This is a genomic window from Desulfacinum infernum DSM 9756, assembly GCF_900129305.1.
In the GTDB taxonomy this organism is placed as follows: Bacteria; Desulfobacterota; Syntrophobacteria; order Syntrophobacterales; family DSM-9756; genus Desulfacinum; species Desulfacinum infernum.
The window spans coordinates 117579-137134 of record NZ_FQVB01000008.1 but is presented as its reverse complement, the minus strand read 5'-3'; the positions used below and the strand labels follow the sequence as shown (position 1 = coordinate 137134).

At 62.7% G+C, this 19556-nt stretch carries 17 protein-coding genes; 11 read left to right on the top strand and 6 right to left on the bottom strand.

All coding sequences use genetic code 11. The annotated features are described in order from the left end of the window. The first annotated feature begins 94 nt into the window (after nt 1–94). From BUB04_RS05165 to BUB04_RS05155, 3 genes are all read left to right on the top strand, one after another. On the top strand, nt 95–3151 hold the full coding sequence (locus BUB04_RS05165; RefSeq protein WP_178371909.1) for an FAD-dependent oxidoreductase: 3057 nt from the start codon (nt 95–97) through the stop codon (nt 3149–3151). A 238-nt stretch (nt 3152–3389) separates the two neighbouring features. Beyond that, on the top strand, nt 3390–3830 hold the full coding sequence (locus BUB04_RS05160) for a hydrogenase iron-sulfur subunit (protein ID WP_073037606.1): 441 nt from the start codon (nt 3390–3392) through the stop codon (nt 3828–3830). 127 nt (nt 3831–3957) lie between these two features. After that, a complete protein-coding gene (locus tag BUB04_RS05155; RefSeq protein WP_245795129.1) occupies nt 3958–4749 on the top strand; it encodes a 4Fe-4S dicluster domain-containing protein in 792 nt (263 codons plus the stop codon). Nucleotides 4750–4833: 84 nt separating this feature from the next. Here the strand turns inward: BUB04_RS05155 and BUB04_RS20245 are convergent, their stop codons facing one another. Continuing rightward, nucleotides 4834–4929, bottom strand: coding sequence for an entericidin A/B family lipoprotein (locus BUB04_RS20245; RefSeq protein WP_245795131.1), 96 nt, complete (start codon nt 4927–4929; stop codon nt 4834–4836). 194 nt (nt 4930–5123) lie between these two features. Between BUB04_RS20245 and BUB04_RS05145 the strand changes: the two genes are divergently transcribed. Continuing rightward, nucleotides 5124–6500, top strand: a complete 1377-nt coding sequence (locus BUB04_RS05145; protein ID WP_073037600.1) for an NAD(P)/FAD-dependent oxidoreductase — start codon at nt 5124–5126, stop codon at nt 6498–6500. Here BUB04_RS05145 and BUB04_RS05140 read toward each other — a convergent pair. Continuing rightward, entirely contained in the window at nt 6497–7051 is a 555-nt protein-coding gene (locus BUB04_RS05140; RefSeq protein ID WP_073037598.1) for a hypothetical protein, read from the bottom strand. The two genes, BUB04_RS05145 and BUB04_RS05140, sit on opposite strands and share 4 nt — an antisense overlap. A gap of 415 nt (nt 7052–7466) precedes the next feature. On the opposite strand from BUB04_RS05140, the gene rpmB reads away from it, so the two are divergent. Then, complete coding sequence (gene rpmB / locus BUB04_RS05135; RefSeq protein WP_073037595.1) at nt 7467–7661, top strand: 50S ribosomal protein L28; 195 nt, start codon at nt 7467–7469, stop codon at nt 7659–7661. Nucleotides 7662–7798: 137 nt separating this feature from the next. Here the strand turns inward: rpmB and BUB04_RS05130 are convergent, their stop codons facing one another. Both BUB04_RS05130 and ispG read right to left on the bottom strand, forming a co-directional pair. Further along, entirely contained in the window at nt 7799–9943 is a 2145-nt protein-coding gene (locus BUB04_RS05130) for a RelA/SpoT family protein (RefSeq protein ID WP_073037594.1), read from the bottom strand. A gap of 19 nt (nt 9944–9962) precedes the next feature. After that, a complete protein-coding gene (ispG, locus tag BUB04_RS05125; RefSeq protein ID WP_073037657.1) occupies nt 9963–11048 on the bottom strand; it encodes a flavodoxin-dependent (E)-4-hydroxy-3-methylbut-2-enyl-diphosphate synthase in 1086 nt (361 codons plus the stop codon). Nucleotides 11049–11286: 238 nt separating this feature from the next. Here ispG and BUB04_RS05120 point away from each other — a divergent pair, with 238 nt between their 5' ends. The 6 genes from BUB04_RS05120 to BUB04_RS05095 all read left to right on the top strand — a co-directional run bounded on the left by BUB04_RS05120 (nt 11287) and on the right by BUB04_RS05095 (nt 18774). After that, the gene (locus BUB04_RS05120; RefSeq protein ID WP_073037592.1) at nt 11287–12270 is read left to right on the top strand and encodes a TAXI family TRAP transporter solute-binding subunit; all 984 of its coding nucleotides are present in this window, start codon (nt 11287–11289) and stop codon (nt 12268–12270) included. A gap of 67 nt (nt 12271–12337) precedes the next feature. Further along, nucleotides 12338–14107, top strand: coding sequence for an ExeA family protein (locus BUB04_RS05115; RefSeq protein ID WP_073037590.1), 1770 nt, complete (start codon nt 12338–12340; stop codon nt 14105–14107). 124 nt (nt 14108–14231) lie between these two features. Next, entirely contained in the window at nt 14232–14945 is a 714-nt protein-coding gene (locus BUB04_RS05110; protein WP_073037589.1) for an N-acyl homoserine lactonase family protein, read from the top strand. A gap of 246 nt (nt 14946–15191) precedes the next feature. Continuing rightward, a complete protein-coding gene (locus BUB04_RS05105; protein WP_218588368.1) occupies nt 15192–15455 on the top strand; it encodes a hypothetical protein in 264 nt (87 codons plus the stop codon). Nucleotides 15456–15563: 108 nt separating this feature from the next. After that, nucleotides 15564–17297, top strand: coding sequence for an FAD-dependent oxidoreductase (locus BUB04_RS05100; protein ID WP_073037587.1), 1734 nt, complete (start codon nt 15564–15566; stop codon nt 17295–17297). A gap of 175 nt (nt 17298–17472) precedes the next feature. Then, a complete protein-coding gene (locus BUB04_RS05095; protein ID WP_073037585.1) occupies nt 17473–18774 on the top strand; it encodes a BPL-N domain-containing protein in 1302 nt (433 codons plus the stop codon). Here BUB04_RS05095 and BUB04_RS05090 read toward each other — a convergent pair. Then, complete coding sequence (locus tag BUB04_RS05090) at nt 18764–19231, bottom strand: ribonuclease toxin HepT-like protein (RefSeq protein ID WP_084076200.1); 468 nt, start codon at nt 19229–19231, stop codon at nt 18764–18766. The two genes, BUB04_RS05095 and BUB04_RS05090, sit on opposite strands and share 11 nt — an antisense overlap. Continuing rightward, entirely contained in the window at nt 19204–19548 is a 345-nt protein-coding gene (locus BUB04_RS05085) for a nucleotidyltransferase family protein (protein ID WP_073037584.1), read from the bottom strand. The genes BUB04_RS05090 and BUB04_RS05085 overlap by 28 nt, the downstream gene beginning before the upstream one ends. Nucleotides 19549–19556 lie beyond the last annotated feature (8 nt).

Sequence of the window (19556 nt, the reverse complement as noted above, 5' to 3'; positions counted from 1 at the left end):
AGCTGCCAGCTTCCCCGAACAAGGCCCCGGGCCCGGAGCCCTTCCGCCTTGTTCCATTTGCCTTGTTCCTCAACACCACATGGGAGAGATGACCATGGTCAATGCGACACGCACCGCCTCCTCCAACCCGATCGGCTCCGTGCTGGTGGTCGGCGGGGGCATCGCCGGTGTGCAGGCGGCCCTGGATCTGGCCGACACGGGCTACTTCGTCCATCTCATCGAAAAGACTTCCGCCATCGGTGGGGCCATGAGCATGCTGGACAAGACCTTCCCCACCGATGACTGCGCCATGTGAATTCTGTCGCCCAAACTGGTCGAGGTCGGCCGGCATCTGAACATACAGATTCACACGCTTTCGGAAGTCAAGGACATCACGGGTGAAGCGGGCAGCTTCCAGGCGAAGATCTTCCAGCGGGCCCGCTACATCGACATGGACAAGTGCATCGCGTGCGGCACCTGCGCGGAAAAGTGCCCCCGGAAGGTGACCGACGAGTACAACGCGGGGCTGGGAAAGCGCAAGGCGGCCTACGTGAAGTTCCCGCAGGCGGTGCCGCTCAAATACGTGATCGACAAGGATCACTGCATCTACTTCGAGAAGGGCAAGTGCCGGGCCTGCGAGAAGTTCTGCCCCACCCAGGCCGTGAACTTCGATGACCAGGACCGGGAGTTCACCCTGGAGGTGGGAAGCGTCATCCTGGCGCCGGGCTTTGAACCCTTCGATCCCGGCGTCTACGACACCTACAGCTACAGCCATCCCAACGTGATCACGTCCATGGAATTCGAGCGGATCCTGTCGTCGTCCGGTCCGTTCGAAGGCCACCTGGTGCGGCCCAGCGACCACCAGGAACCCAAGAAGATCGCGTGGCTCCAGTGCGTGGGGTCCCGGGACATCCACCACTGCGACAACGGGTACTGTTCCGGGGTGTGCTGCATGTACGCCATCAAGGAGGCGGCCATCGCCAAGGAGCACGCCGGGGCTGACCTGAACACGGCCATCTTCTTCATGGACATGCGCACGCCGGGAAAGGACTTCGACAAGTACTACGAACGGGCCAAGGCGGAAAAGGGCGTGCGGTTCATCCGTTCGCGCGTCCACAGCATTGAGCCCCTTCCCGGCACCGACGACCTGGCCATCCAGTACGTGACCGAAGACGGCCGGATTACGGAAGAGGTCTTCAACCTGGTGGTGCTGTCGGTGGGCCTCCAGATTTCCAAGGACACCCTGGAGCTGGCCGAAAAGCTGGGGGTGGAGATCGGGGACGGCCGATTCGCCGCCACGTCCCCCTTCCAGCCCGTGCAGACGTCCCGGACGGGGATCTACGTGTGCGGCGTCTTCCAGAGCCCCAAGGACATTCCCCTCTCCGTCATGGAAGCGTCCGCGGCGGCGGCCGAATCGGCCACCCTGCTGGCTCCGGCCAGAAATTCCCTCACCCGCAAGCCGCCGGAACTATCAGAAAAGGACGTGGCGGCCCAGGAACCGCGCGTGGGCGTCTTCGTCTGCCACTGCGGCGTGAACATCGCCGGCGTGGTGGACGTGGAGGCGGTGGCCGACTACGCCGAAACCCTTCCCGGGGTGGCCTACGTGGAGCGCAATCTTTTCACCTGCGCCCAGGACACCCAGGACAAGATGAAGCAGATCATCGAGGAGCACAACCTGAACCGGATCGTGGTGGCGGCCTGTTCGCCGCGCACCCACGAGGCCCTCTTCCAGGAAACCCTCAAGCAGGCGGGTCTCAACAAGTACCTTTTCGAGATGGCCAACATCCGAAACCAGGGATCCTGGGTGCACATGAACGAACCGGAGGCGGCCACGGAAAAGGCCAAGGACCTGGTGCGCATGGCCGTGGCCAAGGTGGCCCTGCAGCAGCCTCTCGGTGAAATGCAGCTGGGGGTCACCAAGTCCGCCCTGGTGGTGGGAGGCGGCATCGCCGGCATGACGGCGGCCCTCACCCTGGCCGACCAGGGATACCCGGTGACCCTCGTGGAACGAAAGGACGTCCTGGGCGGCCACGGCCGGAAGCTCTACTCCACCTGGGACGGCCAACCGGTGGCGCCCTTCCTGGATGAACTCATCAAGCGCGTGGAGGCCCACCCGGAGATCACCGTGCTCACCAAGGCCCGGATCACGGACGTCCAGGGCTTTGTGGGCAATTTCCACACGGTGCTGGACGTGGACGGACAGCGCCGGGAAGTGGACCACGGCGTGGCCGTGATCGCCGTGGGCGCCCATAGCCTGAAGCCGGACGAATACGGCTACGGCAAGAGCGACCGGATCTTTCTCAACCTGGATCTGGACCAGGCCATCGGGGAACGCGACGAACGGATCGTCACGGCCCGGTCCGCCGTCTTCATCCAGTGCGTGGGATCCCGGGAGCCGGATCGTCCCTACTGCAGCCGCGTATGCTGCAGCCACTCCATCGAAAACGCGCTGCGCCTGAAGAAGCTCAATCCCGACATGGACGTCTACGTGCTCTATCGGGACATCCGCACCTTCGGCCTCCGGGAAAACCTCTACAAGGAAGCCCGGGCCCGGGGCGTGCTCTTCATCCGGTTCGACCTGGAAAACAAGCCCGTGGTGCAAGTGGCCTCCGACGGCACCCTCAAGGTGACCGTCAAGGACCACGTGCTGCAGCGGCCTGTGGTGCTCACTCCGGACATCCTGACCCTGGCCGGCGCCATCGTCATGCGGGAATCGGAAGCGGACGAGCTGGCCAAGATGTTCAAGGTGCCCGTGAACGCCGAAGGCTTCTTCCTGGAAGCCCACGCCAAGCTCCGGCCGGTGGATTTCGCCACCGACGGTGTCTTCGTGGCGGGCCTGGCCCATTATCCCAAGCCCACGGAAGAGTGCATCGCCCAGGCCAAGGCGGCGGCGTCCCGGGCGGCCACCGTTCTGGCCAAGGACTCCATCACGGCCGGCGGCGTGGTGGCCGTGGTGAACAAGGATCTGTGCTGCGGATGCCAGGGCTGCGTGCAGTGCTGCCCCTTCGGAGCCATCGACTACCTGGAGCGGGAAGGAAAGTGCGAGGTGAACCAGGCGCTCTGCAAGGGCTGCGGCACCTGCGCCGCCACCTGCCCGTCGGAAGCCATCACGCTCCTGGGCTTCTCGCACCTGCAGCTCTACGCCCAGATCGACGAGGCGCTCTCCGCGTGAGTGGTGAGTGGTGAGTCGTGAGTGGTGAGTCGTAAAGCGTGAGGTGTGAACTGTGGGCGGGCCCCTTGCCCCTTGTGCAAAGAGGGCCGGCCCTGAATGATACTCCCCCTTTGCAGGGGGACGGACCCGAGTGACTCTCCCCCCTTCTCTAAAGGGGGGCCGGGGGGGGATTCCCCGATAACCGATAACCGATAACTGAAAACCGAAAACCAATAACCTGCCATCTCCGGGGGCATTTATGCAAAACCCATTCGAACCCAAGATCCTGGCCTTCCTGTGCAACTGGTGCAGCTACGCCGGCGCGGACCTGGCGGGCGTGAGCCGCCTGCAGTACCCGCCCAACATCCGGGTCGTGCGCGTCATGTGTTCGGGGACCGTCTCGCCCCACCACGTGATCCACGCGTTCCAGAGGGGCGCCGACGGCGTGCTGGTGGCCGGCTGCCACATCGGCGACTGCCACTACCTCAAGGGCAACTACATGACGCTCAAGCGGATGAAGTTCGTTCAGGAGCTCATCCGGTTCGCCGGCTACAATCCGGAGCGGTTCCGGCTGGAATGGATCTCGTCGGCCGAAGGCGTCAAATTCGCCGAAGTGGTGCGGGATTTCACGGAAAAGGTCCGCTCCCTGGGCCCGGCGCCGTCTTTTGAGGCCAGTCCCCGGCTGGCCATGGGCCTCTAGCGACGGCGCGCGGCAGCGGCCTGTAGGAGCGGGCTTGCCCGCGAATTCCGCAGGCAGCAGCCCCCTGATTCCTTGTGGGAGCGGCGCAAGCCGCGACAAAGCGCTCAACCGAGATAGGATGGACTCGATGAAGACCAAGGTGCGACAATTGCTGGAAGAAGGCCGGGTGGACGCCTTCCTGGCCTACAAGACGATCCACGGCGTGCCCTTTCCCACGCTCTTTACCAAGGAAAACGTGGACGAGCTGGAAGAGTGGGCGCCCTTCAAGGCGCGCTATCCCGTGACCAAGATCCTCCTGGCCCAGGCCCGTCAGAATCCGGGAAAGACCTTCGGCGTGCTGGTCCGAGGCTGCGAGGAGCGGTCCCTCTATGAACTCTTCAAGTGGAACCAGCTTTCCCCGGACAAGGTGGTGGTGTTGGGTCAGGCCTGCACGGAGGATCTCGCGCTCTACTGCGAATGCAAGAAGCCCTTCCCGGATCAGCTGGACTACGGCGAGGCTCCGGCTCCCGTACCCAGGAGCCGCCGGCTGGAGGAACTGGAGGCCATGCCGGAGACGGACCGGCTCCAGTGGTGGCTTTCCCACTTCAACCGATGCATCCGCTGCCACGGCTGCCGGGACGTGTGCCCCGTGTGCTTCTGCACCGAATGCAGCCTGGAACACAAGGAACTCATTCCGGCCCGGAAGCTCCCGCCGGACAGCTCCTTCCACTTGGTGCGGGCCGTGCACATGGCGGGCCGGTGCATCGACTGCGGCCTGTGCGAAGAGACCTGCCCGGCAGGCATCCCGCTCCGCGCCCTCTACAAGCGCGTGAACGACCTGGTGGAAAACATCTTCGACTACCAAACCGGCGTTCCCGACGGAAAGTCGCCCTTTTCCATGCTGGGCGACGAAAGCTTCCTTCCCGCAGGCCCCAGGTAAACCTGATCAACTTCCCCTTCCGCCGAGTTGGATCCGCAACGGAAGACCGCTCGGCGCGAAGGGAAGATCTCGTTTCGCAGAAAGCTATTTCCCGGAAGACCTTTCGATCGCACCTCCCAACGATTTCAGATCTTTTCCGATGCCCTTCACCGTATTGCACGCCGAGAAACATCCTGCCATCAGCATCAAAGCCGTACACCAGCCCACGAGCCGCGTCGCGATAGCGCCTGAACGAAAAATGGACCGCACTTTTGTAACCCCCTGTTTCCCCTTTTTTGGCTACTCATCCTGAAGAATTTGCCAACCTTGCAGTTTCAGTGTAGAACGCCGACGTTCCATCTATGTTAAGCAAGATGATGGGGAGTTCGTCAACAATGGACTACAAGGTGGTGATCATCGGGGCGGGGCCGGCGGGCATCTTCGCGGCCCTCACGTTGGCCGAAGGGGGCGTGGGCCCGGTGCTGGTGGTGGAGCAGGGAAAGGACCTGGACGAGAGGCGGAAAGGAGCCAAGGACGTTCTGTGCGGCTGGGGAGGGGCGGGCGCCTTCAGCGACGGAAAGCTCACCCTGTCTCCGGAAGTGGGCGGCTTTCTGGGAGATTTCGTAGGCACACAAGCCCTCGAGGAGCTTCTTCTCGAAGCCGATCGAATCTACGTGCGCTTTGGGGCTCCCGACCGGATCTACGGGGAGATGACCCCGGAGATGGAGGCTCTGGCCGACCGGGCGCGCCTGGCGGATCTGGAGCTCATCCCCATGAGGATCCGCCACATCGGAACGGACAACTGCCTTGTGGTGCTGGACCGACTGAAAAAATTCCTGGAAAAGCGGGTGGAGATCCGCACCAACTGCCGCGCGGTGAAGATCTTCGCCGAAGACGGCGCGGCCCGGGCCGTGGAACTTTCTTCGGGCCAGGTGGTCCGCACCCGGTACGTCATTGCCGCCCCGGGCCGATCGGGAGCCCGGTGGATGAAGGACCAGGCCCGGGCCCTGGGACTGGGAAGCCAGGCGAGCCCCGTGGACATCGGCGTTCGGGTGGAACTCCCCGCCGTGGTCTTCAAGGACATCACCGACATCAGCTACGAATCCAAGCTCATCTACTACTCCAAGACCTTCGACGACAAGGTCCGCACCTTCTGCATGAACCCCTACGGCGAGGTGGTCCAGGAACAGAACGGGGACATGCTCACCGTGAACGGCCACAGCTATGCCGGCAAAAAAACCCAAAACACCAATTTCGCCCTGCTGGTGAGCAGCGCCTTTACCGAGCCCTTCGACGATCCCATCGCCTACGGCCGCTACATTGCCCGGCTGGCCAACCTGCTGGGAAAGGGTGTGATCGTCCAGCGGCTGGGAGACCTCCTGGCCGGGCGGCGAAGCACCCCCGAGCGCATCGCCCGGTGCCTCACCCGCCCCACCCTGCGCCAGGCCGTCCCCGGAGACCTGAGCTACGTCTTTCCCTACCGTCACCTGCTGGGGATCGTGGAAATGCTCCAGGCCCTGGACAAGATCGCTCCCGGCACCGCCTCCCGCCACACCCTCCTCTACGGCGTGGAGGTGAAATTCTACTCCCACCGCATCCAGGTGACTCCCGAACTGGAAACCCAGGTGGGCAACCTCTTCGCCGTGGGCGACGGCGCCGGCATCACCCGCGGGCTGCTCCAGGCGTCGGTGAGCGGCATGCTGGCGGCGCGGGCCATCGTGCATCGTGAGGCGCGAAGCTTAAGGAATGAGGAACAAGGAGTGACGGATTAGGGCCAGAACTTGAGGAGGCCCATGAGGAGGGTGAGGAAGGAAAATCCGATCCCCATGGTCCATTGGAGCGTGAGGAAGCGCTTGTCCATGGCCACAAAGCGTTGGTCCATAGCTTCAAACCGCTGTTCCACGGCCACAAAGCGTTGGTCCATGGCCTCAAAGCGGGCGGCCATCTCCCGCTGGAGCGCTTCGAAGCGCTGGTCCATGGCTTCAAACCGCTTTTCCATGGCCTCAAAGCGTTGGTCCATGGCCTCAAAGCGGGCGGCCATCTCCCGCTGGAGGGCTTCGAAGCGTTGGTCGATCACTTCGAAGCGCTTTTCCGCCGCGTCGAACCGCGCCGCCTCGATCTCTCGAAGGGATTTGAGTTCCTCTTCCACGCGGACGATGCGCTCCATGAGCGAAAGTTCCCTGGAACGGCGTTCGTTTTCCTTAACGAAGGCGGCGATCTTTTCGGCGAAGAGGCCGTCGGCTTCCCTTTGCAGGATCTGCTGCACGATGGCGGCGATCTTTTGCTCCAGAAGGGCGTCGTCTATTTGATGGGATACGGCCATGGGTGCCTCCCGGGAAGACCCGTCCGAAGAGCGATGAACCAGTATTCAAGTCTATAGCATGCACCACAAGTTCCGGCAAGATGATGGGGTCTGGGCAGGGCGGAAGCGTCGGGCGCATCGGGGCTGACAGCGGGCGGGGATAAACCCCGCCCCTACCCAAGAAGGCGATCCTCGCCGCAACCGTTGCAGGACAACTGAAGACTGAAAGCTGACAGCTGATAGCTGATAGCTGATAGCTGACAGCTGATAACTGACAGCTGCCAGCTGCCAGCTCCGACCCGACATCTCAAAAACCCCTTGCGATGGGCCGCGGGGTGTGCTAACAAAAGCGATTCGTTGAGAGCGAATCGCGCCATGCGAAAAAATATTGCATATTCAGCGGGTTATCGAAAAGACTGCGGAAAGGAACACAACCATGAGCCGAAAATGCGAATTCTGTGGGAAGACGCCTCATGTGGGCCATAATGTGAGCCACGCCAACAACAAGACCAAGCGCACCTGGTATCCCAATCTGCAGCGGGTCCGCCATGTGGGCAAGGACGGGACCGTGCGCCGGGTCCGCGCCTGCACGCGCTGCATCCGTTCGGGCATGGTGGTAAAGCCGGCCTGAGGCGCCCTCACCTCGGTGTGTTGAAACAACGAAACCCCTTCCGAATCGGAGGGGTTTTTTTGTTGGTTTGCGGGTGAGGGTTGTCGGTTTTCAGTCCTCGGTTGTGGGCCAATCCCCCCCGCCCCCCTTCACTCCATCTATCCGTCGCTGCTGCGGATCACCTGGAAGACGCTCTTTTCGTTGCGAAGGGCGGTGATCACCCGGCTGAGATGCTCGCTGTCTCGCACCTCGATGCTGAGGCGGCATTGGGCCAGGCCGTTGGGGGTTCGGGTGATCTGGAAGTCGTTTACCGCGGCGTCCATCTGGCCCAGCACGTTGCTGAGCAGGCCGAAGGTGGCCCGGTCGCCGTCGTAGATCACCTTGATGTCCACGGGATAGGTCTGGGCCTCGCCGGTATCCCACTGCACGTCGATGCGCCGCTCGTCGCCTTCTTCGCCCGCATTCCTGCACGATTTTCGATGGATGGTCACGCCGCGGCCCCGGGTGATGTAGCCCACGATGGGTTCTCCGGGGAGCGGATTGCAGCACTTGGCCATGCGGAAGAGCACATCGTCCACGCCCTGGACCCGGATGCCCTCGTCCGGCTTGCTGGGCTTTCGGCGCTCCGGCATCCGCTCCTCATCGGGCGGCTCCTCCGCCTCCGGCAGGGGCAACCGGCCGATGAGCTGCACCGGGGAGACCTTCTTGTAGCCCACGCTGGCCAGGAGATCGTCCACGGTCTTCAGGGAGAACTGGCGGGCCACCTCGGCCAGCTCCGGCGAATTGATGTAGTGGTTGAAGTTGAGACCCCTTTTTTTGAATTCCCGCTCGCATATCTCCCGGCCCATGGCGATGGACCGGTCCCGTTCCTCGGCCTTGATCCAGTGGCGGATGCGGCTCCGGGCCTTGCCGGTCTTGACGAAGTTGAGCCAGTCCTTGCTGGGCTTGTGCTTGGCGGCGGTGATGATCTCCACGCTGTCGCCGTTCTGGAGTTCCGTGCGCAGGGGAACGATCTTTCCGTTCACCCGGGCGCCCACGCACCGGTGCCCTACCTCCGAGTGGATGGCGTAGGCGAAATCGATGGGAGTGGACCCCTTGGGAAGCACCTTGATGTCCCCCTGGGGAGAGAAGACGAAAACCTCGTCCGGATAGAGATCCAGCTCCAGGCCTTCGAAGAAGCTCTTGGGATCCCGCCAGCCCCGTTCGGGTTCCAGAAGCTGCCGAAGCCACGAAAACCGTTCCGTCTCCTGGCTGTCCACGCCTTCCAGGGGTCGGCCTTCCTTGTAGAGCCAGTGGGCCGCGATGCCCTCGTTGGCCACCCGATCCATCTCCTCGGTGCGGATCTGGACCTCCATGCGCTCCCCGTGGGGGCCGACGACCGTGGTGTGCAGAGACTGGTACATGTTGGGTTTGGGCTTGGCGATGTAATCCTTGTAGCGGCCCGGAACGGGTTCCCACGTGGCGTGCACCACCGCCAGGGCCTCATAGCAGGCGGGAACGGTGTCCACAATGATGCGAAAGGCGATGAGATCGTAGATGCGGTCCAGGTCCAGGTTCTGGCTGACCATCTTTTTGTAGATGCTGTAGAGGTGCTTGGGACGCCCGAGGATTCTTCCCGAAAGACCGTTTTCCCGAAGTTTTTCGGTGAGGATCCGGCGCACTTCTTCGATGTATCCCCGGCGTTCCTCCTGGGTCTTGGCCACCTGGCTTTTCAAGCCGGCGAACTCCTCCGGGTAGAGGAACCGAAAGCCGTGATCTTCCAGCTCCACTTTCATCCAGTCGATGCCCAATCGGCTGGCCAGCGGCGCGTAGATCTCCAGGGCTTCGCGGGCGGTGATGCTCCGCCTCTTCTCCGGGAACCGATCCAGCACCCGCACGTCGTGGAGAATGTCCGCCAGGCGGATGAGGATCACCCGCACATCCCGGGTCATGGCGAGAATCATCTTGCGGAGCACTTCCGCCTGTTTTTCCTTGCCATCTTCCAGCCGGAACCGGGAAATCTTTCGGACTCCCGAAACAATGTGGGCCACCTGGGCTCCGAAAAGCTCCCGCACCGCGCTCTCGTCCGCCCGGTCGCCGTCCAGGCAGTCGTGCAGAAAGGCCGCGGCGATGGTCCGGTCGTCCATGTGGAGGCGGGCCATGAGCCCGGCCACTTCCAGGTGGTGTTCCAGGTAGGGCTCCCGGGGAAAGCGGGCCGCGCCCCCGTGCACCTTGGCGCAGAAGGCATAGGCGCGCCTCAGCAGGTCCACATCCGCTTGGGGAAAATAGCCCAACACCCGATCCTCGATCTGGAAGTACTCCACCGTGCCTTCCTCTCCCCCGTCACGACCGGGGCACGGACTCCCCGGTCATGGCCTCGATTTCGTCCAGCAGCGCTTCCAGCAGCCCTTCCTGGGGCAGTTTCCTAACCCGGCGCCCCTTCTTGAAAAGAATGCCGGTACCTCTGCCCCCGGCGATCCCCACGTCCGCTTCCCGGGCTTCCCCGGGGCCGTTGACCACGCAGCCCATGATGGCCACCGTCAGGGGGGTCGCCACCCCGCTCACCAGCTTTTCCACCTTTTGGGTCAAGGGGATCAGGTCCCATTCGGTGCGGCCGCAGGTGGGGCAGCTGATGATCTCCACTCCGCGGCGTCGGAGGCCCAGAGCGCGGAGGATGCCGTAGGCGATGGGCATCTCCTCTTCGGGATCCCCCGTGACCGACACCCGGATGGTGTCGCCGATTCCTTCGGCCAGGAGCAGTCCGATGCCCAGGGCCGACTTGATCGCCCCCTGCACGGGCGTTCCCGCCTCCGTCACCCCCAGGTGGAGCGGCACGTCGGTCTTTTGCGCCAACAGCCGGTAGGCCGAAAGGGTGGTGAGCACATCGGAGGATTTCAGCGACACCTTGATGAGGTCGAAGCCGTGGTCCTGGAGCAGCTCCATGTGGCGCAGGGCGCTTTCCACCATGGCCTCCGCCGTGGGACTTCCGTATCGGGTCAACAGGTCTTTTTCCAGGGATCCGCTGTTGACGCCGATCCGGATGGGCACCTGCCGCGCCTTGGCCTCCTCCGCCACCCGGCGCACCTTGTCCGCACCCCCGATGTTTCCCGGATTGAGACGCAGGCCGTCCACTCCGGCGCGCAGCGCCCCCAGGGCCAGCCGGTAGTCGAAGTGGATGTCCGCCACCAGGGGAACCGACACGGAAGCCTTGATCTCGGCCAGGCGTTCCACCGCTTCCCGGTCCGGGACGGCCACGCGCACCACTTCGCACCCGGCCCGCTCCAGCCGCCGGATCTGGGCGATGGTGGCCCCGGCATCCCGGGTGTCCGTGTTGGTCATGGACTGCACGACGATGGGAGCGCCGCCCCCGATGGGGACGTGGCCGATATGAATCCGGCGGGTCGGTCGTCGGGGCTTGAGCGGTGTCAACAGGACCTCCAGGTTTTTTCCCGAAATTCTAGCCACCCGTCCAAGGATCAGCAAGCACATTTCCCCCCGCCCGAACGTTGCGGGACGCGGCGGTATCTGATAGAAGAGGGGAAAATGCCTCGGCGCCCGGCCGACTATCCTTCGACCCCGGCGTGACCCGTGTCTGCAACGACCTGTTGCCCGAAAGACCTTCCGAAGGTGCCGTCTTGTCCTTCCTGACAAAGAAAGGAGTGCCCACATGAGAAAAAGAGCGTTCTTCCTGGCCATGGCCTTGGTTCTCTGGACCGCAGGAACGGTCCCGCATGCCCACGCGGTGGAGCTGGGCATCGTGACCGGAGGCCCCAAGGGCACCTACTACCAGTTCGGCCTCAACCTGCGCCAGCTCATGCGGTCCCACGGCATCGATCTGAAAGTCTACAACTCCAACGGGTCCGTGGAAAACGTCTACGCCGTCTTCAAGCGACCCGGGGTGCAGCTGGGCATCGTTCAGTCCGATGTGCTCGCCTTCGTGGCCAAGGTCCACACGGACCCGGTCCTCAAGCGCATGGCCCGGAAGATCAAGATGGTCTTTCCGCTCTACAATGAAGAAATCCACCTGGTGGGCCGCTCGGACCTCACTGACTTCGACGACCTGGAAGGCAAACGGGTGGCCATCGGCAAGGAGGGCAGCGGGACCTACCTCACCGCCAAGCTCCTCTTTGAAATCTCCCAGATCAAGCCTTCCCAAACGGTTCCGGTGGGAACGGACGAGGCCCTTCAGAAGATCAAGGACGGGGAACTGGACGCCATGTTCTATGTGGCGGGGTACCCGGTCAAGCTCTTTTCCGAAAACATCGGGGCCGGGGACGACCTGAGGGTGATTCCCATCCGGAACAAGGACATCTTGGAATTCTACCCCAACGCGGTGATCCCCGCCGGCACCTATGTGTGGCAGAAGGAGGACGTTCCCACGGCAGCGGTCAAGGCCGTGCTGGTCACCTTCAACTACCGCCGGGCCAACTGCGGCCATGTGGGCCGATTCGCTCGAATTCTCAAACAGAACATGGACTGGCTCATCCGCACCGGCCATCCCAAGTGGACCCAGGTGGATCTGGACTACCAACTCAAGGGATGGGAGCAATACGACTGCGTGCGCAAGGCCCTGGGGACTTTGCGCCCGGAAGACGTTCCCACGACGGAAGAAAGGAATCCTGTTCTCGAGGCCATCAAACAGCTGCTTTAGAGATCGGCATCTGAGAAGCCTTCACCGCTTCCGATTCGAGACCCGCCACGGCGAAAGGGTTCGTCGCATGTATCTCGATTTCTACGGGCTCCGGGCGGAGCCCTTTCACATCACCCCCGATCCGGACTTCCTCTACCTGAGCCCCAGCCACAAGGAGGCGCTGGCCGCCATCGTCTACGGCGTGGAACAGCGCAAGGGCTTCATCACCATCACCGGGGAGGTGGGCGTGGGAAAAACCACCATCGTCCGCACCTACCTGGAGCGATACGACCCGGAAAAGATCAAGACGGTTCTGGTCTTCAATGCCAACGTCTCCTTCAAGGGGCTCCTCAAGACCATCTACCGCGAGCTGGGCCTGGACCCACCGGACGTGGACACCTATGAGCTGGTACACCACCTGCACCTGGAGCTCATCCAGCAGTACCAGGAAGGCTGGAACGTGGTGCTCATCATCGACGAAGCCCAAAACATGCCGGTGGAGACGCTGGAAAACCTCCGCATGCTCTCCAACCTGGAAAGCACCAAGGACAAGCTGATCCAGATCATCCTGATCGGCCAGCCGGAACTGGAAGGGATCCTCAACCTCCACCAGCTGCGCCAACTCAAGCAGCGTATCGCCATCCGAACCAAGCTGAAGCCTCTCACCCGGGAAGAAAGCCTGGACTACATCCGGCATCGGCTGGCCCTGGTGCAGGTGGAAAAAAGAACCCTTTTCACGGACAAGGCCCTCAAACGGATTGTGAAGGAGGCGGCGGGAATCCCTCGCCGGATCAACATCATCTGCGACAACGCCCTCATCACGGGCTTCGGATACGGCCGAAAGACCATCACCCCGGCCATCATCGGCGAGGTGGTGGACGATCTGGAAGGGCGTGTGCGCAAGAGAAGGCCCTGGACATGGGCGACGGCGGTCCTGGCCTGCGCGGTGCTGGCGGGCGTCTTCTACCTGTGGAATCCAACGGCGCAGCAAAAGATTCTGCTCTGGGCCCGGACGTGGCTTCCGGCTCTCTTTTCCACCGTGGAAGACAACGAGGCGCATACCGCCCCGGCAGCGCCGACCACATCCCGAGACGATTTGCCGTCCGATGCCGATACGCCCCGCCAGCGCATTCTGAAACCCCTGCCCCTGCCGGAAACCGGAGCGGCCCCCGCCGACCCCGGCCGGAAGGAGGCACTCCCCGCCGAGGACGAGCCGCCGCCCTCCACACAAAAGACCGAGCCCCTCTTTCGTTCCCCTGCCTCCCTGAACCGAAGCGCATACCCCTCCCCTCTCCTTTTTCCAGCGGACTTCCGGGGTGTCCCTCCCTCTCCCTCTCCCGTGGAGAAGGCACGCCTGGCGCGACTTCTCACCGTCGCGAAGCCCGAAGGCCTGACCCTTGAGCCCGTGGTCTTGTCGGGGACGGGAGGATCGCCCATATCCAGCAGGGGCCATCCGGTGGAAGAGGATCCCAAGCCCGCCTGGGTGGCGAAAACGCCCCGCGAACCTCCACAAACCGCGCCCGAGGAAAAGAAGAGACTTCCCGATGCCGCTCCAGCCCCACCAGGAGCCACGAAAGACTCCCAGCTCCCGAAGGCCGGTTCCACAGTGGATATCCCTTCCGTTATGGCACGCCAGGCGCCCGCCGGCCCCCAATCCCCCGAGAGCGCCTCCCTGGACGTGGATTTGCGGCCCTCCCCGAGCACAACCGCAGGAAATGCCCCCGCGGGCAGCCCCCCCAGCCCTCCGACCTTTGCCCAGCCCTCAGACCAGGAGGTGCCTCAGCCCGACCCGGGCAAGGTGATCGACTTTCTCCTCAACAAGCGATCCAAGACCCGGCCGACCCCGAGCACTCCATAGCCACCTCGACCGTCATGTTCTGGTGGCAGAACACTTGCCTTTTTACATGACCTGTGACAGGTAGTTTTCAGTCCGATGTAAGGGAATTTCTTGAAGACCGAACACGTGACGGGAGACGACGGACATGCGCGAGTACACCATTCGACCGCTGGTTGTGGGCGCCAATGAGACGGACCAGGGGATCATGACCTACCTCAAGGACTACGGCAAACGGATCTGGATTCCCATCTACGCCTTCGTGATCGAAGGAGGCGACGAAACCATCCTGGTGGATACGGGCCTGGAAGAGTTCATGGTGCCCGATCATGTGGCCGAAACGTACAACCTGGAAATCCTGGAATTCGAAGACGCCTTGGCATCGGCGGGTCTGCGCCCCGAAGATGTGGATGTCATCATCCACACCCATCTCCACAACGACCATTGCGAAAACGACGCCAAGTGCCCCAACGCCGTCATCATCGTCCAGGAAGAGGAGTACGCCTTTTTCCAGAACCCCCATCCCCTGGACCACCGCTACTACCCGGACCTCCTGGACGGACTGAAGGTGGAAACCGTTCGAGGCGATGTCACCTTCCGGGACGGGATCGATCTCATCTTCACACCGGGCCATACGCCGGGAGGCCAGTCGGTGGCGGTGAACACCTCGGCGGGCCGTGCGATCATCACGGGCTTCTGCTGCAACGACAAGAATTTTCCCAACACGGGACCCGCCGTCACCCCGGGTGTCCACACGGATGCCCTGGCCGCCTACGACAGCATCCAGAAGATCCGGAAGATGGCGGACATTCTCATCCCCTTGCACGATCTTCGCATCGGCGCCTTGAAACGGATCCCCTGAGAACAATGGGTGATGAGTGATGAGTGATGGGGATGAGTAAGGGCGAGGGTCGCCGGGGGAGGCGAACCGGGAGGGGTGCGGCCGTTGGGGTTGCGGGGTGGGGGAAAAACCCCTAGAGTGCGACCGCGGTTCATGTTCAAGACGACACGGGGCAAGAACGCAGGGGCGAAGGACCCTTCGCCATTGCATGTCTCCGAAAGATGCGCGTTGTGTTTCAAGAAAATAATTGAGGTCTTTCAAGGCATTATGGAAAAAGATGTACGATTCGATCCGGGCGAGGCGCCCCGATCCGGGGAGGTGAAACGACAGGGAATCCCCCGCAAGCGCCGGCGTCCCGAGCGGTACGTCTGCTCCACGTGCGGAACGGACCAGCCCTTTTGCTGGACCTGCCCGTGCGGGTTCATGATCTGTTCCGATTGCATGGAGGAAAACTTCTGGGGCATGACCTGCAACGGCATCACCTGGACCTGCCCCGACTGCGGATCCATACGCGGTTTCGGCAACCAGTGACGGCACCTCCTTGGCGGCCTTCGCCGCGCCCACATGATGGTCAAGGCCCTTGGTGTTGATTGGCGTTCATTGGCGGTTGTTCAGTTCCTAGGAGCACGGGAGGCAACGATGGCGACGACTCGAGTGGTGATCATCGGAGCGGTGGCGCTGGGGCCCAAGACGGCCTGCCGGATCAAGCGCCTTCGGCCCGATTTCGACGTGATCATGGTGGATCAGGACGAATACATTTCTTACGGCGGCTGCGGCATCCCCTACTACATTTCGGGGGACGTGAGCGACGTGAACGAGCTCATGAGCACCAGCTTCCACATGCTGCGAACCCCCGAATTCTTTGAAAAGGCCAAGGGAGTGAAGGTGCTCACCCGTACGCGGGCCGAGTCCATCGACCGGAAGGCCAAAAGGGTGTGGGTGCGGAACCTCCTGACCGGCCAAGAAAAAGACCTACCCTACGATTACCTGGTCCTGGCCACGGGAAGCATTCCCAACCGACTGCCCATTCCCGGGTTGGATCATCCGCGGGTGACGAGTGTTTCCAACCTCCACGAAGCCATGGCGGTCAAGGAAAAGATCGCCAAGGGGGAAGTGGACAAGGCGGTGATCGTGGGGGCCGGGGCCATCGGATGTGAAATGGCCGAAGCCTTGAGCGACCTGTGGGGCGTGGAAACGACCATCGTGGAAATCGCTCCCCAGGTGCTTCCCGGCGTGCTGGACACGTCCCTCGCGCGCATGGTGCAAAAGCATCTGGAAGAACACGACGTGACGGTCCACCTGGGAGAGACGGTCCGGGAAGTGGCGGAAACGGACGAAGACGGTCCCCTGATGGTTCGAACGGATAAAAGAGAGCTGGAAGCGGATCTGGTGATCACCGCCGTGGGGGTGCGCCCCAACGGGGATCTGGCCCGGGCGGCGGGCCTCGCCGTGTCACCCCGAGGCGGCATCCTGGTGAACCAGCGGCTGCAGACGTCGGACCCGTCCATTTATGCGGGGGGCGACTGCATCGAGGTCCTGCACCAGATCACCGCAAAGCACTTTCATTTTCCTCAGGGGTCCTTGGCAAACCGCCAGGGGCGGATCATCGGAACCAACATCGCGGGAGGGTCCGCCCGTTTTCCGGGATCCGTGGGCACCTTCGCCGTCAAGATCTTCGACATGGCCGTGGCCACGGCGGGCCTCACCCGAAAGGCGGCCGAAGCCGAGGGCTTTGATCCGGTCTTTGTGCTGGTGGTTCAGGCGGACCGGGCCCACTTTTATCCCACCCAGGACCTCATGTACCTTGCCGCTGTGGTGGACCGAAAAACCCGGCGCGTTCTGGGCGTCCAGGGCATGAGCCACAACGGGGACGCTCTGGTGGGGCGCATCAACGCCTTGGCGGCCCTCCTGGCCGCCAAAGGCACGGTGGAAGACCTGTCCAACCTGGAAGTGGCCTACACGCCGCCCTTCGCCTCCGCCATGGACATCGTTAACGCCCTGGGAAACACGGCGGAAAACGTCCTGGACGGCCTCAACCGCACCGTGGATCCGGAAGAATTCGAAGCCCTCTTTTTCCGCGGCAAGGAAGACGACCTCCTCTGCCTGGACGTTCGCGGCCCGCAAAACGCCGCTCCGTTCGTCGCCCGGTTCGGCGACCGCTGGATCAACATCCCTCAGGAAACCCTGGAAGAACGCCTGGACCAGGTCCCCAGGGACAAGAAGCTGGTGGTGGTCTGCAACAGCGGCGTGCGCTCCTATGAAGCCCTCCTCCAGCTTCGAAAGGCGGGGATCACCAACGCGCTGAACCTTCAGGGCGGTGTGGCGGCCGTCAAGAAGTCGGGCATGGTGGACTTGAGCGAAGGGGAATCGTGATCCGTGATCCGCAAGCTGTGATGGGTGACGAGTGATGAGTGATGGGTGATGCGGCGGAAATTTTCTCCCCCCTTTTTCAAAGGGGGGCCGGGGGGGATTGCCCGACAACCGATAACCGACGACTGATAACTGAAAGCTGACAGCTGAGAGCTGACAGCTAAAAAAACGGTGCCCCGTGAACGAAAACCCCAACGCTTCGGCTGCCCTTTTCTGGGACCAATCCCTGGTCTGGGGTCTTCTCTTCGTGGAGACCTTTCGCCAACTGGGCGTTCCGTTTCGGCTCGTCACGGCGTCCCGGATCCGGCAAGGCGTCCTAGACCGGTTTTCCGTCCTGGTGGTTCCCGGGGGATGGGCGTCCCACAAGGCGCAGGCCCTAGGCGGGGAAGGGAGCCTCGCGATCCGACGGTTCGTGGAAGGAGGCGGCACCTACCTGGGGGTTTGCGGCGGCGCCGGCCTGGCCCTGTCCAGCCCGTCGTCCCTAGGGCTCACGCCGATCGCGCGCAAGCCTCTGAAAGAGCGCCTTCCCAACGCCAGCGGGGAAATCTGGATCGAAGGGCGATCCGACCACCCCTGCTGGCACGATCTTCCTCCGCGCATCCCCGTTTCCATCTGGTGGCCGTCCCAGTTCGCGATACCCGCAAACGTTCCGGTGGAAAGGCTGGCCACCTATCAGGGACCGGGACGGGATTTCCGGGTGGCCGATCTTTGCTTTTCGGATGTGCGCGCCCACGGGGGCGACTGGAACGCGTGGGAAGCGGACTACGGCATTCCGCTCAACCCGGAGCGCCTGGCCGGGGAACCCGCCATCCTGATCACCCCGCTGGGACGGGGGCGACTCGTCCTGTCTTATCCGCATTTGGAAACACCCGGATGTGCCTGGGGAAACCGGCTTTTGCTGAACATCCTGGAAGAACCCGGCGCATCCGGCAGTCGGCCGTCTGCAACCGCCCGCCGGTCCTCCGAGGAAGCCCCCCTGGAACACGAAAAGATCCGGAGTCGACCCGGCCGAGAGGCTCTGGAATGTCTCCGGGAAGCCCACCAGGAAGCCCAATCCCTCATCGCCTTCGGAGAGCGGAACCTGTTGTGGCGATGGCGCCGCCCGTGGCTCCTGCAGTGGCAGCGGGGCCTTCGAGGCCTGGAATACGGAACGCTTGCCGTATGCCTGCGATCCCTTCTGGAAGAGTTGGAAGGAAGCCCCCGGGACACTCGGCCGGATCCCGCTTGGGATGTTCCGAGCCGGGAACTTCTGGAAACGGTGCGCCTCTTCTGTCGAAAGGCCAAGCGTCTCTTGCTGGAAGAAAGGGCGGCGGGGCAAAGCCGGTCCCTTGCCAAGCTTCAGTCGGTGAACCCCACCGTGGACGGTCTGCGAAGGGAACTTTTCGGGCGGAACATGAGCCATGAAGGACTCAGCCGGTCCCTTTTCCAGATCCTGGATCGGCTTCTCTACGGAGCCCTTTCAGGATCCCTCAGCCCATGACCTCCAGAAACTCCAGAATCTCCCGCTGGAAGCCCGGGGCCACCGCAAGCAGGATCCCTGCCTGCTCCAAGACCCTCTCGGGATGCAGGTTGTAGTGGTACACATGACGGACCACATGTCGGAAAGAGCGCAACAGATCCAAGGATTCCATGGTCTCCCGGCTGATCACGGCCGGGCGTTCGTTTCCGGGATCCGGGAGGACGGCCCGCTTGAGCAGCATCACATGCCAGTCCTCCCCGCTGGGGACTGAGCCGTCATAGGTCCTCAGGATTTCCTTGAGAATCTTTTCCATGCCCGTATAGGCGGACTGAATGGCCGAAGCAATGGCCCGTATGTAGGAATCGATGTCTTCCGGATCCTGGAGGCGTTTTAGGCGGGAGACTTTCCGCTCCACTGCCGATATCTCCCGATTCAATTCCTCCAGGCGAATCAGGGAATCCCTATGAATTCCTTCCATGCTCTCCCCTTTTGAAGGATGAATTCCCGGCGTTCCTCGGGCAGTGTCTCCAGGTAGATCAAGTCGAACGGCATTCCGGCCAGGATTTCCTCGATCCGCCCTTCCACTCGATACATGTGGATCTCCGGCAGCCCCACCACAACGAAATCCACGTCCGAATGGGGATGAAATTGGTCGGGATGAAGAACGGAGCCGATGACGAACGCATCTGCAGCCCCCAATCCTTTCAGGTAGTCGCAGACCTTCCCGGCCAAGACAAGGGCCAGTCGGCGCCTTTCCTCCGTCTTTCTTGCCAGTGCCGTGCTACGCGGAACCATGGCGTTTC

Excerpts from the sequence above, each read along its gene's own strand:
- BUB04_RS05160 (WP_073037606.1), top strand. The coding sequence starts at position 3,390 with ATGCAAAACCCATTCGAACCCAAGATCCTGGCCTTCCTGTGCAACTGG.
- BUB04_RS05155 (WP_245795129.1), top strand. The coding sequence starts at position 3,958 with ATGAAGACCAAGGTGCGACAATTGCTGGAAGAAGGCCGGGTGGACGCC.
- BUB04_RS20245 (WP_245795131.1), bottom strand. The coding sequence starts at position 4,929 with ATGGCAGGATGTTTCTCGGCGTGCAATACGGTGAAGGGCATCGGAAAA.
- BUB04_RS05145 (WP_073037600.1), top strand. The coding sequence starts at position 5,124 with ATGGACTACAAGGTGGTGATCATCGGGGCGGGGCCGGCGGGCATCTTC.
- BUB04_RS05140 (WP_073037598.1), bottom strand. The coding sequence starts at position 7,051 with ATGGCCGTATCCCATCAAATAGACGACGCCCTTCTGGAGCAAAAGATC.
- rpmB (WP_073037595.1), top strand. The coding sequence starts at position 7,467 with ATGAGCCGAAAATGCGAATTCTGTGGGAAGACGCCTCATGTGGGCCAT.
- BUB04_RS05120 (WP_073037592.1), top strand. The coding sequence starts at position 11,287 with ATGAGAAAAAGAGCGTTCTTCCTGGCCATGGCCTTGGTTCTCTGGACC.
- BUB04_RS05115 (WP_073037590.1), top strand. The coding sequence starts at position 12,338 with ATGTATCTCGATTTCTACGGGCTCCGGGCGGAGCCCTTTCACATCACC.
- BUB04_RS05110 (WP_073037589.1), top strand. The coding sequence starts at position 14,232 with ATGCGCGAGTACACCATTCGACCGCTGGTTGTGGGCGCCAATGAGACG.
- BUB04_RS05105 (WP_218588368.1), top strand. The coding sequence starts at position 15,192 with ATGGAAAAAGATGTACGATTCGATCCGGGCGAGGCGCCCCGATCCGGG.
- BUB04_RS05100 (WP_073037587.1), top strand. The coding sequence starts at position 15,564 with ATGGCGACGACTCGAGTGGTGATCATCGGAGCGGTGGCGCTGGGGCCC.
- BUB04_RS05090 (WP_084076200.1), bottom strand. The coding sequence starts at position 19,231 with ATGGAAGGAATTCATAGGGATTCCCTGATTCGCCTGGAGGAATTGAAT.
- BUB04_RS05085 (WP_073037584.1), bottom strand. The coding sequence starts at position 19,548 with ATGGTTCCGCGTAGCACGGCACTGGCAAGAAAGACGGAGGAAAGGCGC.